The following is a 15,943-nucleotide window of genomic DNA, read 5'->3' as shown; positions in this document are numbered from 1 at the left end:
ACTATGAGTGAATTTTCCCAGACAGTCCCCGAACTGGTTGCCTGGGCCAGAAAAAATGACTTTTCTATTTCGCTGCCGGTGGACAGACTCTCGTTTCTGCTGGCGGTTGCTACGCTGAACGGCGAGCGGCTCGAAGGGGAAATGACCGAGGGAGAACTGGTGGATGCGTTCCGCCACGTCAGTGATGCGTTTGAGCAGACCAGCGAAACCATCAGCCAGCGTGCCAATAATGCGATCAACGATATGGTGCGCCAGCGTCTGCTGAACCGCTTTACCAGCGAAATTACGGAAGGCAATGCGATTTATCGCCTGACGCCGTTGGGTATTGGTATTACCGACTACTATATTCGCCAACGCGAATTTTCCACTCTGCGTCTGTCGATGCAGCTGTCGATCGTCGCCGGCGAGCTTAAACGCGCTGCCGACTCGGCAGAAGAGGGCGGCGATGAGTTTCACTGGCATCGCAACGTCTTTGCGCCATTGAAATATTCCGTCGCTGAAATTTTCGACAGCATCGACCTGACGCAGCGCATCATGGATGAACAGCAGCAGCTGGTTAAAGATGATATTGCTCAGCTATTGAACAAAGACTGGCGGGCAGCGATCTCCAGCTGTGAGCTGCTGCTATCAGAAACATCCGGAACTCTGCGCGAGCTGCAGGATACGCTGGATGCCGCGGGCGATAAGCTGCAAGCTAACTTGCTGAGAATTCAGGATGCAACGATTTCGCGTGACGATCTGCATTTTGTCGATCGCTTAGTCTTCGATCTGCAAAGTAAGCTGGACCGCATCGTCAGCTGGGGCCAGCAGGCGATTGATCTGTGGATTGGCTACGATCGCCACGTTCACAAGTTTATCCGTACCGCTATTGATATGGATAAAAACCGCGTCTTTGCCCAGCGTCTGCGCCAGTCCGTCCAGACCTACTTTGATGCACCGTGGGCGTTGACCCACGCCAGTGCCGACCGTCTGCTGGATATGCGTGATGAAGAGATGGCGCTGCGTGACGAAGAGGTGACCGGGGAGCTCCCGGCGGATCTGGAATACGAAGAGTTTAATGAAATTCGCGAGCAGCTAGCCGCGCTGATCGAAGCGCAGCTGGTGGTCTATAAAGACAAAGGCGTGCCGCTGGACCTTGGTCTGGTGGTACGCGAATATCTGGCGCAGTATCCGCGAGCTCGCCATTTTGATGTGGCGCGAATCGTTGTCGATCAGGCGGTACGCCTGGGCGTCGCACAAGCAGATTTCACCGGACTGCCGGCAAAATGGCAGCCGATTAATGATTACGGAGCCAAGGTACAGGCGCATGTCATCGACAAATATTGAACAAGTGATGCCAGTTAAACTGGCGCTGGCGTTGGGCAATCCGTTATTTCCGGCGCTGGACAGCGCCCTGCGTGCAGGCCGTCATATCGGCCTGGACGAACTGGATAATCACGCATTTTTGATGGATTTTCAGGACTACCTGGAAGAGTTTTACGCGCGCTATAACGTTGAGCTGATCCGTGCTCCGGAAGGTTTTTTCTATTTGCGCCCGCGTTCTACGACGCTTATCCCGCGCTCGGTCCTCTCCGAGCTGGATATGATGGTGGGCAAAATTCTTTGCTATCTCTATCTCAGCCCGGAACGCCTGGCCAATGAAGGGATCTTTACGCAGCAGGAGCTGTACGATGAGCTCCTGACCCTGGCAGACGAAGCTAAATTGCTGAAGCTGGTGAATAACCGCTCCACCGGTTCCGATCTAGACCGCCAGAAGCTGCAGGAAAAAATGCGCGCGTCGCTCAACCGTCTACGCCGTCTGGGCATGGTCTGGTTTATGGGACATGACAGCAGTAAATTTCGCATTACCGAGTCGGTCTTCCGCTTTGGCGCTGACGTTCGCGTCGGCGACGATCCGCGCGAAGCGCAGCTGCGCATGATTCGCGATGGTGAAGCGATGGCGCTGGAAAACCATCTGCAGCTCCATGATGAGAATGAAGAGAATCAGCCGGATAGCGGGGAGGAAGAGTAATGATTGAACGCGGTAAATTTCGCTCGCTAACGCTGGTTAACTGGAACGGTTTTTTTGCCCGGACGTTTGATCTGGATGAGCTGGTTACTACGCTATCCGGCGGTAACGGTGCCGGGAAATCGACCACCATGGCGGCCTTCGTCACGGCGCTGATCCCGGACCTGACCCTGCTGCACTTTCGTAACACCACCGAAGCGGGGGCGACCAGCGGGTCGCGTGATAAAGGCCTGCACGGTAAGCTGCGTGCCGGGGTGTGTTATTCGGTGCTGGACGTCATCAACTCGCATCACCAGCGGGTGGTCGTGGGCGTGCGCCTGCAGCAGATAGCCGGTCGCGATCGCAAAGTGGATATCAAGCCGTTTGCTATCCAGGGGCTGCCGATGTCTGTGCAGCCGACCCAGCTGCTGACGGAAACCCTCAACGAACGCCAGGCGCGCGTTCTTAGCCTCAACGAGCTGAAAGATAAGGTTGAAGCGATAGAAGGGGTGCAGTTCAAGCAGTTCAACTCGATTACCGATTACCACTCGCTGATGTTCGATTTGGGCGTTGTTGCCCGTCGTCTGCGTTCGGCTTCCGATCGTAGTAAATATTATCGTCTGATTGAAGCCTCGCTGTACGGCGGGATTTCCAACACCATTACCCGCTCGCTGCGCGACTACCTGCTGCCAGAAAACAGCGGCGTGCGCAAAGCGTTCCAGGATATGGAAGCCGCGCTGCGCGAAAACCGCATGACGCTTGAGGCTATTCGCGTCACCCAGTCGGATCGCGACCTGTTTAAACATCTGATCAGCGAAGCAACGAACTATGTGGCGGCAGACTATATGCGCCATGCCAACGAACGTCGTGTGCATCTGGATAAAGCGCTGGAATATCGTCGCGACCTGTTCACCTCGCGGGCGCAGCTGGCGGCAGAGCAGTATAAGCACGTCGATATGGCCCGCGAACTGCAGGAGCACAACGGCGCAGAGGGCGACCTGGAGGCCGATTATCAGGCTGCCAGCGATCATCTGAATCTGGTGCAAACCGCGCTGCGTCAGCAGGAAAAAATCGAGCGCTATGAAGCGGACCTCGATGAGCTGCAGATTCGCCTTGAAGAGCAAAATGAAGTCGTCGCGGAAGCGACCGATCTGCAAGAAGAGAATGAAGCCCGCGCAGAAGCGGCCGAGCTGGAAGTGGATGAGCTGAAAAGTCAGCTTGCCGACTATCAGCAGGCGCTGGACGTGCAGCAGACTCGCGCAATTCAGTACAACCAGGCGCTGCAGGCGCTGGAACGCGCACGCACGCTGTGTCATTTGCCGGACTTAACTCCGCAGAGTGCGGACGAATGGCTGGAAACATTCCAGGCGAAAGAGCAAGAAGCGACGGAAAAAATGCTGTCGCTGGAACAAAAAATGAGCGTGGCGCAAACCGCGCACGGCCAGTTCGAGCAGGCTTACCAACTGGTGGCGGCGATCAACGGCCCGCTGGCGCGTAATGAGGCCTGGGACGTGGCGCGTGAGCTGCTGCGTGATGGCGTCAACCAGCGCCATCTTGCCGAGCAAGCGCAAGGGTTGCGCAGTCGCCTGACCGAGCTGGAACAGCGCCTACGCGAGCAGCAGGATGCCGAACGCCAGCTGAGCGAATTCTGCAAACGCCAGGGCAAACGCTACGATATCGACGATCTGGAAGCCCTGCATCAGGAGCTGGAAGCGCGCATCGCCTCCCTGTCCGATAGCGTCTCTTCCGCCAGCGAACAGCGTATGAACCTGCGTCAGGAGCTGGAGCAGCTGCAGTCACGCACTCAGTCTCTGCTGCGTCGAGCGCCAATCTGGCTGGCCGCGCAAAACAGTCTCAACCAGCTCTGTGAGCAGAGCGGCGAGCAGTTTGAATCCAGCCAGGACGTCACCGAATACCTCCAGCAGCTACTGGAACGCGAGCGCGAAGCCATCGTTGAGCGTGACGAAGTCGGCGCCCGCAAACGCGCCATCGACGAAGAAATCGAACGTCTCAGCCAACCGGGAGGGTCTGAAGATCCCCGTCTTAACGCGCTGGCGGAACGTTTTGGCGGCGTGCTGCTGTCCGAAATCTATGACGATGTCAGTCTTGAAGACGCCCCGTACTTCTCCGCGCTGTACGGCCCGTCGCGCCACGCGATCGTGGTGCCCAATCTGTCTCAGATCGCTGAACAGCTTGCAGGGCTGGAAGATTGCCCGGAAGATCTCTATCTGATCGAAGGGGATCCGCAATCCTTCGATGACAGCGTCTTCAGCGTCGATGAGCTGGAAAAAGCGGTTGTGGTTAAAGTGGCCGATCGCCAATGGCGTTATTCACGCTTCCCGACGCTGCCGCTGTTCGGCCGCGCGGCGCGTGAAAGCCGCATCGAAAGCCTGCACGCCGAGCGTGAAAGTCTTTCCGAGCGTTTTGCGACCCTTTCTTTTGACGTGCAGAAAACGCAGCGTCAGCATCAGGCCTTTAGCCGCTTTATCGGCAGTCATCTGGCCGTTGCTTTTGAAGACGATCCGGAAGAAGAGATCCGTAAGCTGAATAGCCGCCGCGGCGAGCTGGAGCGTGCGCTGAATGCGCACGAAAGCGATAACCAGCAAAACCGGGTGCAATATGAGCAGGCGAAAGAGGGCGTTTCCGCACTAAACCGCTTGTTGCCGCGCCTTAATCTGCTGGCAGACGATACGCTGGCTGACCGCGTTGACGAAATTCAGGAACGCCTGGATGAAGCTCAGGAAGCGGCGCGCTTTATTCAGCAGTATGGTAATCAGCTGGCAAAACTGGAGCCGATCGTTTCAGTACTGCAGAGCGACCCGGAGCAGTTCGAGCAGCTGAAAGAAGACTACGCCTACGCACAGCAGACGCAGCGCGACGCGCGTCAGCAGGCGTTTGCACTGAGCGAAGTCGTTCAGCGTCGAGCCCACTTCAGCTACTCCGACTCTGCGGAAATGCTGAACGGCAACAGCGATCTCAACGAAAAACTGCGCCAGCGTCTGGAGCAGGCGGAAGCAGAACGTAGCCGCGCCCGTGACGCGATGCGTACCCATTCTGCTCAGCTGAACCAGTACAATCAGGTGCTGGCCTCGCTGAAAAGCTCCTATGACACCAAAAAAGAGCTGCTGGGCGATCTGTACAAAGAGCTGCAGGATATCGGCGTAAGAGCCGATAGCGGCGCGGAAGAGCGTGCGCGTGCGCGACGCGATCAGCTGCATACGCAGTTAAGCAACAACCGCGCCCGTCGTAATCAGCTGGAAAAAGCGTTGACCTTCTGCGAAGCCGAAATGGACAACCTGACCCGCAGGCTACGTAAGCTTGAGCGCGACTACTGCGAAATGCGTGAGCAGGTGGTGAGTGCCAAGGCGGGCTGGTGTGCGGTTATGCGCCTGGTGAAAGATAACGGGGTTGAACGACGCCTGCATCGCCGCGAGCTGGCCTATCTCTCTGCCGATGAGCTACGTTCAATGTCGGATAAAGCGCTGGGTGCGCTGCGTCTGGCCGTTTCGGATAACGAACACCTGCGCGATGTGCTGCGCGTCTCTGAAGATCCGAAGCGTCCTGAGCGTAAAATCCAGTTCTTTGTCGCGGTCTACCAGCATCTGCGCGAGCGTATCCGTCAGGATATTATTCGCACCGATGACCCGGTAGAAGCGATTGAGCAGATGGAAATTGAGCTGAGCCGCCTGACGGAAGAGCTGACCAACCGCGAGCAGAAGCTGGCTATCAGCTCCCGCAGCGTGGCCAATATCATTCGCAAGACGATCCAGCGCGAGCAGAACCGCATCCGCATGCTCAACCAGGGACTGCAAAGCGTCTCCTTCGGGCAGGTCAACAGCGTACGCCTGAATGTCAACGTGCGGGAAACCCACTCGACGCTGCTTGATGTGCTGTCCGAACAGCACGAGCAGCATCAGGATCTGTTTAACAGCAACCGGCTGACCTTCTCGGAAGCGCTGGCGAAGCTGTACCAGCGCCTGAACCCGCAGATCGATATGGGGCAACGTACACCGCAGACCATCGGTGAAGAGCTGCTCGACTACCGCAACTATCTCGAGATGGAAGTGGAAGTTAACCGCGGCTCCGACGGCTGGCTGCGTGCGGAATCCGGCGCGCTGTCGACCGGGGAGGCTATCGGTACCGGGATGTCGATTCTGGTGATGGTGGTCCAGAGCTGGGAAGATGAGTCGCGTCGCCTGCGCGGCAAAGATCTGTCACCGTGTCGTCTGCTGTTCCTCGATGAGGCTGCACGTCTCGATGCCCGTTCTATCGCTACGCTGTTTGAGCTGTGCGAACGTCTGGAAATGCAGCTGATCATCGCTGCGCCAGAAAACATCAGCCCGGAAAAAGGCACGACTTACAAGTTAGTGCGTAAAGTGTTTAATAACCACGAACACGTCCATGTTGTCGGGCTGCGCGGTTTTGCTGCACAGCTGCCGGAGACGCTGCCTGGAACGGCGGATGCCTCTTAGCGGGTAGGGATTGATAGATAAAAGGGCGACATGATGTCGCCCTTTTTGTTATCGGATCCGCTAAGGTAACGTTTTATAATCTTTATACTTCTTTACATTTGGGGAGGCAAAAGCTTTTGCGCCTCTATATACTGAGAGTAAGACCCGTTTTTACGGGCGGCAATGTGACAACAGGGGGCAAGGGATGTTGCTTAAAAAACGGTATGGTCGTCAATTGTCAGCGCTGAGTTTAAGCCTGGCTTTTGCATTTGCTCCACTGTTCAATGCCCAGGCCGAAGAGCCTGAAGTCGTACCTACAGACAGTTCCGCAACCATGGGAGAGCTGTCGTCTGCGCTTATTCAAACCGATGGCCAGTCCGCGACGGTAGCGAAAATGGCCGGAGAGCAGCCGCTTGCTGCCGGGGCCGCAGAAAAAAGTCGCGCCGATATCATTGCGCTGCTGCCGGCGGGCTATCAGCCCGTGTTTATGAACCCGCTGGTGTCGCTCTATGCGGCCAGAGATATGAAGCCGATGTGGGAGAACCGCGAGGCGGTTCAGGCGTTCCAGCAGCAACTGGCAGAAGTGGCTATCGCCGGCTTTCAGCCGCAATTTACCACCTGGGTAAGCCTGCTGACCGATCCGGCGGTGAACGGCCTGGCTCGCGATATCGTGCTCTCCGATGCCATGATGGGATATCTGCATTTTATCAGCGGTATTCCGGTGCAGGGGAACCGCTGGCTATACGGAACGAAGCCGTATGCGATGACGACGCCGCCGCTGTCGGTGATTAATCAGTGGCAGCTGGCGCTGGATAACGGCTCTCTGGTGCCATTTATTGTCGGTCTGGCGCCGAAGCACCCGCAATATGAGGCGATGCACCAGGCGCTGCTGTCGCTGGTGGCAGATTCGCGTCCGTGGCCGCAGCTGACCAGCAACGCGTCGCTGCGCCCCGGGGAGTGGAGTAACGATATTGGCGCGCTGCGCGAGATCTTACAGCGTAACGGCATGCTTGATGACTCTGCGAAGATCGCTCTGCCGGGAGATGTCGTCAGCCCATCGGCAGGGAAGAAGAGCAAAACCGCGGCACGCGGCGTCTATGACCGCCAGCTGGTTGAAGGCGTTAAGCGCTTTCAGGCCTGGCAAGGGCTGGGTGCCGATGGAGTGATTGGTCAGTCCACCCGTGACTGGCTCAACGTCTCCGCGGCTCAGCGCGCGGGCGTGCTGGCGTTGAACATTCAGCGCCTGCGTCTGCTGCCGGGAAAACTGTCTACCGGCATTATGGTGAATATTCCGGCCTTTTCTCTGGTCTATTACCAGGATGGCAGCCAGGTACTGGCATCGCGGGTAATTGTAGGTCGGCCGGATCGTAAAACGCCGATGATGAGCAGTGCGTTAAATAACGTGGTGGTCAACCCGCCGTGGAACGTGCCGCCGACGCTGGCGCGTAAAGATATCCTGCCGAAGGTGCGCAATGACCCGGGCTATCTTGAACAGCATGGTTATACCGTGATGCGCGGATGGAGCAGCAAAGAGGCTATCGATCCGTACCGGGTAGACTGGTCGACGATCACTGAGAATAACCTGCCGTTCCGCTTCCAGCAGGCGCCTGGCGCGCGTAACTCATTGGGGCGCTATAAGTTTAATATGCCAAGCTCCGATGCCATCTATCTGCACGACACGCCGAACCACAATCTGTTCCAGAAAGACGTTCGTGCATTAAGCTCGGGCTGCGTGCGGGTTAATAAAGCGTCGGAACTGGCAAATATGCTGTTGCAGGATGCTGGCTGGAACGATACGCGAATTTCCGATGCGCTCAAGCAGGGCGATACGCGGTATGTGAATATCCGTCAGAATATCCCGGTGAATCTTTATTATTTAACCGCCTTTGTGGGGGCGGATGGGCGGATGCAATATCGCACAGATATTTACAATTACGATCTCACCGCGCGATCTGGCGCACAAATTCTGGCGAAAGCAGAACAATTAATCAGGTAAATGAAGTAGTTCAACGAATTTTGTTGTCCTAACTCTCAGCGAAAACAGGCTCTGTTCGTCTACAGGGCCCGTATTTGCTGGGGTTAGGCTACCTTGACGTTGGCAATAATGCCCGGTAAGGTGCCTTTCGTGCGCCAGAAGTGCATATATTCGATTCATTTACTTGTAGACCTGATTATCATGGACAAATTTGACGCTAATCGCCGCAAATTGCTGGCGTTAGGTGGGGCTGCGCTCGGTGCTGCCGCCATACTGCCTGCGCCGGCATTTGCCACCCTCTCGACCCCCCGACCGCGTATTCTGACGTTGAATAACCTGCATACTGGTGAATCACTCAAGGCGGAGTTTTTCGATGGCAGAGGCTATATTCAGGATGAATTAGCAAGGCTTAACCATTTTTTCCGCGATTTCCGCGCGAATAAAATTAAGTCAATCGATCCGAGTTTGTTTGATCACCTCTATCGTCTGCAGGGATTACTTGGCACGAATAAACCTGTCCAGCTTATCTCCGGCTATCGTTCCCTCGATACCAATGATGAGCTCCGCGCACGAAGCCGTGGTGTAGCGAAACATAGCTATCACACCAAGGGACAGGCAATGGATTTCCACATTGAAGGCGTTTCGTTAAGCAATGTTCGCAAAGCGGCGTTATCTATGGGCGCAGGTGGTGTAGGATACTACCCACGTAGCAATTTTGTGCATATTGATACCGGTCCGGTAAGGCACTGGTAACGAAAGGAGCATCATGAACTATCGTATTATTCCGGTTACCGCGTTCGCTCAGAACTGTTCTTTAATCTGGTGCGAACAAACCCGGCTTGCAGCGCTGGTCGATCCCGGCGGTGACGCTGAGCGAATTAAACAGGAAGTCGCGGCAGCAGGCGTCAGCCTGATGCAGATTTTGCTCACTCACGGCCATCTCGATCACGTCGGTGCGGCGGCCGAACTGGCACAACACTATGGCGTGCCGGTTATTGGGCCGGAAAAAGAAGATGAGTTCTGGCTGGAAGGACTGCCAGCGCAAAGCCGAATGTTTGGTCTGGAAGATTGCCAGCCCCTGCAGCCGGACCGCTGGCTCAATGAAGGCGATACCGTCAGCGTGGGGAATATTTCTCTGCAGGTGCTGCACTGTCCTGGGCATACGCCAGGGCACGTCGTTTTCTTTGATAACGTCTCCCGGCTGCTGATTTCCGGCGATGTGATTTTTAAAGGTGGCGTCGGGCGTAGCGATTTCCCTCGCGGCGATCACGGTCAGCTGATTGACGCGATTAAACGTAAATTATTGCCTTTGGGTGATGATGTGACGTTTATTCCCGGTCACGGGCCGATATCGACGCTGGGCGATGAGCGTCTGCACAACCCTTTCCTGCAGGATGAAATGCCCGTCTGGTAAGTCACCTTGACGGGAAATAAAAAAGGCCGCGTAAGCGGCCTTTTTTTTGCCTGCCGGCGAGATTACAGCACGGCGACAATCGCTTCACACAGCGGAGCCATATTATCTGGCGTCATGCCGGCAACGTTAATACGCCCGGAAGCCACGGCGTAAATGGCGAACTCTTCACGCAGACGCAGTACCTGCTCTTTGGTCAGGCCACTGAACGAGAACATCCCGTTTTGCTTGATGATGAAAGAGAAGTCGCGGCTGGCCCCTTTTTCCTGCAGGGTATTCACAAACAGCAGGCGCATGCGCTGAATACGCTGGCGCATATCGGTCAGCTCTTGTTCCCAGATTGCACGCAGTGCGTCATTGCTGAGGATCGTGGCGACCACAGAAGCACCGTGAGCAGGCGGGTTGGAATAGTTAGCGCGGATCACAGACTTCATCTGGCTGAAAGCACGGTCAACGGTTTCGGCATCGGCGGCCACCAGGGTGCAGGCACCAACACGTTCGTTATACAGACCGAAGTTCTTCGAGTAGGAGCTGGCAACCAGCAGCTCCTTATGCAGTGCAACGAATGCACGCAGACCTTCAGCATCTTCTTCCAGACCGCGGGCAAAGCCCTGATAGGCGAAGTCGAACAGCGGCATCCAGCCTTTTTCAACTGACAGCTGCGCCAGCTGTTGCCATTGGTCCAGCGTCGGATCAATACCGGTTGGGTTGTGGCAGCAACCGTGGAACAGCACAACGTCACCCGCCTGTGCTTCACTGAGGCTCGCCAGCAGGCCGTCGAAGTCCAGCGCATGGTTGGCCGCATCATAATAGGTGTATTCACATACTTCCAGGCCGGCAGCGCTGAACACGCTTTTGTGGTTCGGCCAGCTAGGATTGCTAACCCAGACGCGTTTAGCTGAGGTATTTTTCGCCAGGAAGTCAGCGGCAACGCGCAGTGCGCCGGTGCCACCTGGCGTCTGGGCGGTACGTGCGCGCTTATCGCTGACGATAGGGCTACCTTTACCAAACAGCAGCTCCTGGGTGCAGCGGCCAAACTCAGGAATACCGTCGATACCCAGATAGTTTTTGGTGGTTTCATTTTCCAGCAGATACTGTTCTGCTTTTTTAACGCTGGTCAGGACCGGGGTTTTACCCGTTTCATCTTTGTAAACACCAATCCCGAGGTTAATTTTAGTTGGGCGGTCATCGGCACGAAACAGATCGGCCAGGCCTAAAATGGGGTCGGCAGGGGCGGCGGTAATGTTCTCAAACATGACGAGGTTCCATTGTGATTTCTGAGGGAATTTCGCTATCAGGGTAACGGGAGATTTACAAATTGCCAACCGTTTGCGACAAAAAGCGAGAAGGTTTTCGAAAGTTACGATCTTTATCTTAGTAATGTAGAAAAGCAGGACCGAAGTCCTGCTTTTTAGGCATATCACGAAGGGGTGTACTGATTTGAATTAGAACTGGTAAACGATACCCACTGCAGCCTGGTCATCGGTGGCCACTTTAGCAGTTTCGGTATAGCTGTTGTCGTCCAGCAGGTTGAATTTGTATGCTGCGTAGACGTTCATGTTCTTGTTGAAGTAGTACCAGGTACCCACTTCGATGTATTTAACCAGGTCAGCATCGCCGCCGGAGAAGCCGGTACGGCCCTGCAGGTTTTTACCTTTAGTCTGAACGTAGCCGATGGACGGACGCAGACCGAAGTCGAACTGATACTGAGCTACAGCTTCGAAGTTCTGGGTTTTACCCGCGAAGTAGCTATCCTGGTTTTCCGGGGTCATGTTGTAGGTCTGGGAGTACATGACTGCCGCGTAGACGTTGTTTGCATCGTACTTAGCGGAGGTTGCCCATGCTTCAGCTTTGTCGCCGTTGCCGTCAGCTTTCTGCTGAACGCTACGGTTAGAAGAGGCATAACCTGCAGACAGCGCGATACCGTTGTCAAATGCATAGGTTGCAGAGGTGCTGACGCCGTCGCCGTTCTGTTTGTGAACGTCACGAGAGCTGGCATCGTTTTTACCCTGGTACTGCAGCGCGAAGCTCAGGCCGTTAACCAGACCGAAGAAGTCAGAGTTACGGTAGGTTGCCACGCCGTTGGTACGGCCGGTCATGAAGTTGTCGGTGTAGTTCCAGCCATCGCCGCCCCACTCAACCAGCATATCGGTTGCGGATTCAACGTCGTAGATTGCGCCGTAGTTACGACCGTAGTCGAATGAACCGTATTCACCCGCTTTCAGACCTGCGAAGGCCAGACGAGTTTTGGTACCCTGAGAACCTTCAACATTGGACGCATCCATGTTGTATTCCCACTGGCCGTAACCGGTCAGCTGATCGTTGATCTGGGTTTCGCCTTTCAGGCCAATACGAGCATAGGTGGTGTCTTCGCTGTTGGTTGCACCGTTGGTGGTCCAAACGTGCTCGCCAACCATTTTCCCGTAGAAGTCCAGTTTGTTGCCGTTTTTGTTATAGATTTCTGCAGCGTTAGCTGCGCCGGCTACCAGCAGGGCAGGGATTACCACTGCCAGAATATTGCGCTTCATCATTATTTATTACCCTCATTAATATTTTTATATGAACACTTGCCACTGCCGCCAATAAATTCCGTCAATAAATATTTACAGAACTATTGATGATAGTTTGGTGTCTGAAGGCATCTTTCCATCCGCGCCAGCGTTTCGCTAGCCGGAAAATGCTACCAATGTCGCATATGAGTAACAATTCGAAAGAGTGTGTAACTAAATGTGTATTTTTAGGAACTTTGTGAACTCAATCAAAATTCCGTTCCACTTTGCTCGCAAAACAATCAGACCATATATATCTATATGAATTAATTATGATTAATTTAGATAAAGAGCCATTTGTGCATTTTATGTCTGCATTTCGCTTTTTTTTCGTTCAGCATTTGTCTTTGCATCTTGTGCTGCGCAAGGTTAAAAAATGAACAAAATTATCAGGCATTTCGTCGAGAAATGAACATAAGGTGCGGTTTGTCGTGCAGGAAAGAGGCGTAATAGTGAGTAACATAAATGTGAATTTGAAGGGTTGATGTTTGAGTTTTTTAATATTCATTAACAAAACTTGACATAAAAAAAGGCCAGCTTACGCTGGCCTGTGGCGATAATAAGAAAAAATAATCAGAAGGTGGCGTTACGCGGGGTTCGCGGGAACGCAATCACATCACGCACGTTCTGTACGCCGGTAACATAGGCTATCAGACGCTCGAAGCCTAGACCGAAGCCGGAGTGCGGCACGGTACCGTAACGACGCAGGTCGCGGTACCACCAGTAGTCTTCTTTATTAAGACCCATTTCCGCCATACGAGCATCAAGCACGTCCAGGCGCTCTTCACGTTGAGAACCGCCGATGATTTCACCAATACCCGGTGCCAGAACATCCATTGCCGCGACGGTTTTACCGTCTTCGTTAAGGCGCATATAAAACGCCTTAATATCTTTCGGGTAGTTTTTCACCACCACCGGCGCTTTGAAGTGTTCTTCTGCAAGATAGCGCTCATGTTCGGATGAGAGATCGACACCCCAGTAGACCGGGTTTTCAAACTGTCGGCCGCATTTTTCCAGAATGGCTACGGCATCGGTGTAATCAACCTGAGCGAAGTCGGCATCAATAAAACGTTCCAGACGGGATACGGCTTCTTTATCTACGCGCTCGGCGAAGAATTTCATATCGTCCGCACGTTCTTCCAGTACCGCCTTAAAGACGTACTTCAGCATGGCTTCTGCCAGGCCGGCGACGTCGTTCAGGTTCGCAAAAGCGACTTCCGGTTCCAGCATCCAGAATTCCGCAAGATGGCGGCTGGTGTTGGAGTTTTCAGCACGGAAGGTCGGACCGAAGGTATAGATTTTAGACAGCGCGCAGGCATAGGTTTCACCGTTCAGCTGACCGGATACGGTCAGGAACGACTCTTTACCGAAGAAGTCTTTATCGAAATCGACTTTGCCCTGATCGTTACGCGGCAGGTTTTCCAGATCCAGCGTCGAGACACGGAACATTTCGCCAGCGCCTTCGGTATCGGATGCGGTAATCAGCGGCGTAGAAACCCAGAAGAAGCCCTGCTCATCAAAGAAGCGATGCAGCGCTTGCGCCAGGGTATGACGCACGCGAGCAACGGCGCCAATGAGGTTGGTGCGCGGGCGCAGGTGAGCCACTTCACGCAGATACTCGATGCTGTGACGTTTAGCGGCCATCGGATAGGTATCCGGATCTTCTACCCAACCGGTCACTTCAACATGGCTGGCCTGGATCTCAAAACTTTGACCCTGGCCCTGAGACGCCACGATTTTACCCGTAACGACGACTGAGCAGCCGGTGGTCAGGCGCAGCACTTCCTGATTGTAATTGGGCAGAGAATTATTAATAACGGCCTGTACAGGATCAAAGCAGGAACCGTCATAGACGGCCAGGAAGGAAAAGCCAGCTTTTGAATCTCGGCGGGTACGTACCCATCCGCGCACGGTGACTTCGCAGTCAACGGCAACACGGCCCTGGAGTACGTCGGCTACAGGCACAACGCTCATAATAGTCTCTCTATTCGTAGTCCAATAAAAAATTCTGTTTCCCCCAATAACGGGGGGATATCTATGTTACCTGTCATCTTCCGTCAGACAAGCAGATTTCGCACCATGAAGGGGAGTTTTCGGAAATAAATTCGCAAATAAATAAAGAACAAGGAGCCAGAACGGCTCCTTGTGATGATTAACTGGCCTTTTTCACCGGCGGAAGATCGAAGGCTTTACGCAGAGCGCGGACAAAGGCTTTATCATGGCAGATCGTTTTCCCCGGGCTGTCGGAGAGTTTTGCGACCGGCTTACCGTTACACTCCACCAGCTTGATCACGATATTTAACGGTTTAACCTGTGGAATATCGCAGGTTAAGCGGGTACCAATACCGAAACTCAGATTGACTCGCGAAGAGAAGTGACGATACAGGTCAACGGCTTTCGCCAGATCGAGGTTATCAGAAAAGACCAGCACTTTGCTCATGGGGTCAATTCCCAGCTTCTGATAATGCGCAATGGCTTTCTCACCCCATTCAACAGGATCGCCTGAATCGTGGCGCAGTCCCTGGTAGCGAGTGGCAAATTCCGGGCCGAAATCACGCAGAAATGCGTCCATGGTAATGCAGTCGGTGAGAGCAATACCAAGCCTGTCGGGATACTCTTCCAGCCATACTGCCAGAGCCGCACGCTGGCTGTTGGCTAAAACCGGGCTGATTTGCTGATGTGCCTGAAACCACTCATGTGCCTGGGTACCCATTGGCGTCAAATTCAGTCGGCGAGCCAGATCGTAATTGCTGGTGCCGATAAACCACGGTTCGTGTCGCAGGCGTTCAACGATGGCCTGCTGCACTTCACGCGAGAAGCGACGGCGGGTGCCGAAGTCCATCAGGCGGAAGTGGCTGAGATCGAGATCGGCGGTGAGGTCCGCGAAATCGGCCAGTTTGTGCTCGAGCGTTTCCAGCGCCAAATCGACGCTGATTTCCGGTGAGCGGTAATGATGGACCAGCTCACTGATCACCGCCAGTAGTGGAACTTCCCACATGATGACTTCACGCCAGGGTCCAGACAGCCGAATATTCAGCTTGCCGTTGTCATTGTTGACGGTGACCTGACGTGGGTCGTAACGGAAATCGCGTAGCCAGTCGAGATAGTCCTGAGAAAAGAACGGCAGGGTGGACAACCAGTGATATTCATCGTCCTGCAGCTTCAGGTCGCGCATGGTCTCAACCTGCTCGCGAATTGCATCGGCGTAGATACCGAGCAGATCGTCCCCGCGGCAACGGAACTCCGCCGCAACATGTACATCGCCGTAGCGGTGGAAGACGGCCTGCTGCATGTGCAGCTTGTAGGCGTCCGTATCAAGCAGCGAGTGCAGTACAGGAGAAGTGAATTGTGTCATGGTGCGCAGTAGCGTCCTCTCACTGGAGCGTTTTCATCAAAACCGAAGCAGAAAAAAGGAGGCGGAGTATACCTTTATTACCCGACTCTGTCCCGCAGTGACGGTCGATGGCGACGCTGACGGTCATTTGCGAGGCCTAGTTTAATATATTGAACAGGGATCACACCACAAGCTTTGTGCCTGGTCGAGCGCATTTCGTGCCTCTAATGTTATCA

10 protein-coding genes are annotated in these 15,943 nt (G+C 54.4%); 6 read left to right on the top strand and 4 right to left on the bottom strand.

Going from position 1 to position 15,943, the window contains the following annotated elements; translation table 11 throughout:
* The first annotated feature begins 3 nt into the window (after positions 1-3).
* The 6 genes from mukF to ACMYSK_RS10460 all read left to right on the top strand — a co-directional run bounded on the left by mukF (position 4) and on the right by ACMYSK_RS10460 (position 9,827).
* Positions 4-1,326 (top strand): chromosome partition protein MukF, encoded by a 1,323-nt coding sequence (gene mukF / locus ACMYSK_RS10485; RefSeq protein ID WP_434642734.1) that lies wholly within the window; start codon positions 4-6, stop codon positions 1,324-1,326.
* Positions 1,307-2,011: a chromosome partition protein MukE gene (mukE, locus tag ACMYSK_RS10480; protein ID WP_434642731.1), complete on the top strand. Its 705-nt coding sequence runs from the start codon at positions 1,307-1,309 to the stop codon at positions 2,009-2,011. The genes mukF and mukE overlap by 20 nt, the downstream gene beginning before the upstream one ends.
* A complete protein-coding gene (mukB, locus tag ACMYSK_RS10475; RefSeq protein ID WP_434642729.1) occupies positions 2,011-6,459 on the top strand; it encodes a chromosome partition protein MukB in 4,449 nt (1,482 codons plus the stop codon). The genes mukE and mukB overlap by 1 nt, the downstream gene beginning before the upstream one ends.
* A gap of 184 nt (positions 6,460-6,643) precedes the next feature.
* Complete coding sequence (gene ldtD, locus ACMYSK_RS10470) at positions 6,644-8,434, top strand: L,D-transpeptidase (protein ID WP_434642727.1); 1,791 nt, start codon at positions 6,644-6,646, stop codon at positions 8,432-8,434.
* A gap of 180 nt (positions 8,435-8,614) precedes the next feature.
* Complete coding sequence (locus ACMYSK_RS10465) at positions 8,615-9,166, top strand: DUF882 domain-containing protein (protein ID WP_434644026.1); 552 nt, start codon at positions 8,615-8,617, stop codon at positions 9,164-9,166.
* A gap of 13 nt (positions 9,167-9,179) precedes the next feature.
* On the top strand, positions 9,180-9,827 hold the full coding sequence (locus tag ACMYSK_RS10460; RefSeq protein ID WP_434642724.1) for an MBL fold metallo-hydrolase: 648 nt from the start codon (positions 9,180-9,182) through the stop codon (positions 9,825-9,827).
* Positions 9,828-9,889: 62 nt separating this feature from the next.
* On the opposite strand, the gene ACMYSK_RS10455 is transcribed toward ACMYSK_RS10460, so the two are convergent.
* The 4 genes from ACMYSK_RS10455 to pncB all read right to left on the bottom strand — a co-directional run bounded on the left by ACMYSK_RS10455 (position 9,890) and on the right by pncB (position 15,728).
* Positions 9,890-11,080 carry an amino acid aminotransferase gene (locus ACMYSK_RS10455; RefSeq protein WP_434642721.1) on the bottom strand — a complete coding sequence of 397 codons (1,191 nt, stop codon included), beginning with the start codon at positions 11,078-11,080 and terminating at the stop codon, positions 9,890-9,892.
* Between the two features lie 189 nt (positions 11,081-11,269).
* Complete coding sequence (locus ACMYSK_RS10450; protein ID WP_434642718.1) at positions 11,270-12,355, bottom strand: porin; 1,086 nt, start codon at positions 12,353-12,355, stop codon at positions 11,270-11,272.
* A 591-nt stretch (positions 12,356-12,946) separates the two neighbouring features.
* Positions 12,947-14,347: an asparagine--tRNA ligase gene (asnS, locus tag ACMYSK_RS10445; RefSeq protein WP_434642715.1), complete on the bottom strand. Its 1,401-nt coding sequence runs from the start codon at positions 14,345-14,347 to the stop codon at positions 12,947-12,949.
* A 178-nt stretch (positions 14,348-14,525) separates the two neighbouring features.
* Entirely contained in the window at positions 14,526-15,728 is a 1,203-nt protein-coding gene (gene pncB / locus ACMYSK_RS10440) for a nicotinate phosphoribosyltransferase (protein WP_434642712.1), read from the bottom strand.
* Positions 15,729-15,943 lie beyond the last annotated feature (215 nt).

The organism is Klebsiella sp. I138 (assembly GCF_051131765.1).
In the GTDB taxonomy this organism is placed as follows: domain Bacteria; phylum Pseudomonadota; class Gammaproteobacteria; order Enterobacterales; family Enterobacteriaceae; genus Klebsiella.
Note: the sequence above shows the minus strand (reverse complement) of the source record. Positions and strands in the feature narration are given on the sequence as shown.

Excerpts from the sequence above, each read along its gene's own strand:
- mukF (WP_434642734.1), top strand. The coding sequence starts at position 4 with ATGAGTGAATTTTCCCAGACAGTCCCCGAACTGGTTGCCTGGGCCAGA.
- mukE (WP_434642731.1), top strand. The coding sequence starts at position 1,307 with ATGTCATCGACAAATATTGAACAAGTGATGCCAGTTAAACTGGCGCTG.
- mukB (WP_434642729.1), top strand. The coding sequence starts at position 2,011 with ATGATTGAACGCGGTAAATTTCGCTCGCTAACGCTGGTTAACTGGAAC.
- ldtD (WP_434642727.1), top strand. The coding sequence starts at position 6,644 with ATGTTGCTTAAAAAACGGTATGGTCGTCAATTGTCAGCGCTGAGTTTA.
- ACMYSK_RS10465 (WP_434644026.1), top strand. The coding sequence starts at position 8,615 with ATGGACAAATTTGACGCTAATCGCCGCAAATTGCTGGCGTTAGGTGGG.
- ACMYSK_RS10460 (WP_434642724.1), top strand. The coding sequence starts at position 9,180 with ATGAACTATCGTATTATTCCGGTTACCGCGTTCGCTCAGAACTGTTCT.
- ACMYSK_RS10455 (WP_434642721.1), bottom strand. The coding sequence starts at position 11,080 with ATGTTTGAGAACATTACCGCCGCCCCTGCCGACCCCATTTTAGGCCTG.
- ACMYSK_RS10450 (WP_434642718.1), bottom strand. The coding sequence starts at position 12,355 with ATGATGAAGCGCAATATTCTGGCAGTGGTAATCCCTGCCCTGCTGGTA.
- asnS (WP_434642715.1), bottom strand. The coding sequence starts at position 14,347 with ATGAGCGTTGTGCCTGTAGCCGACGTACTCCAGGGCCGTGTTGCCGTT.
- pncB (WP_434642712.1), bottom strand. The coding sequence starts at position 15,728 with ATGACACAATTCACTTCTCCTGTACTGCACTCGCTGCTTGATACGGAC.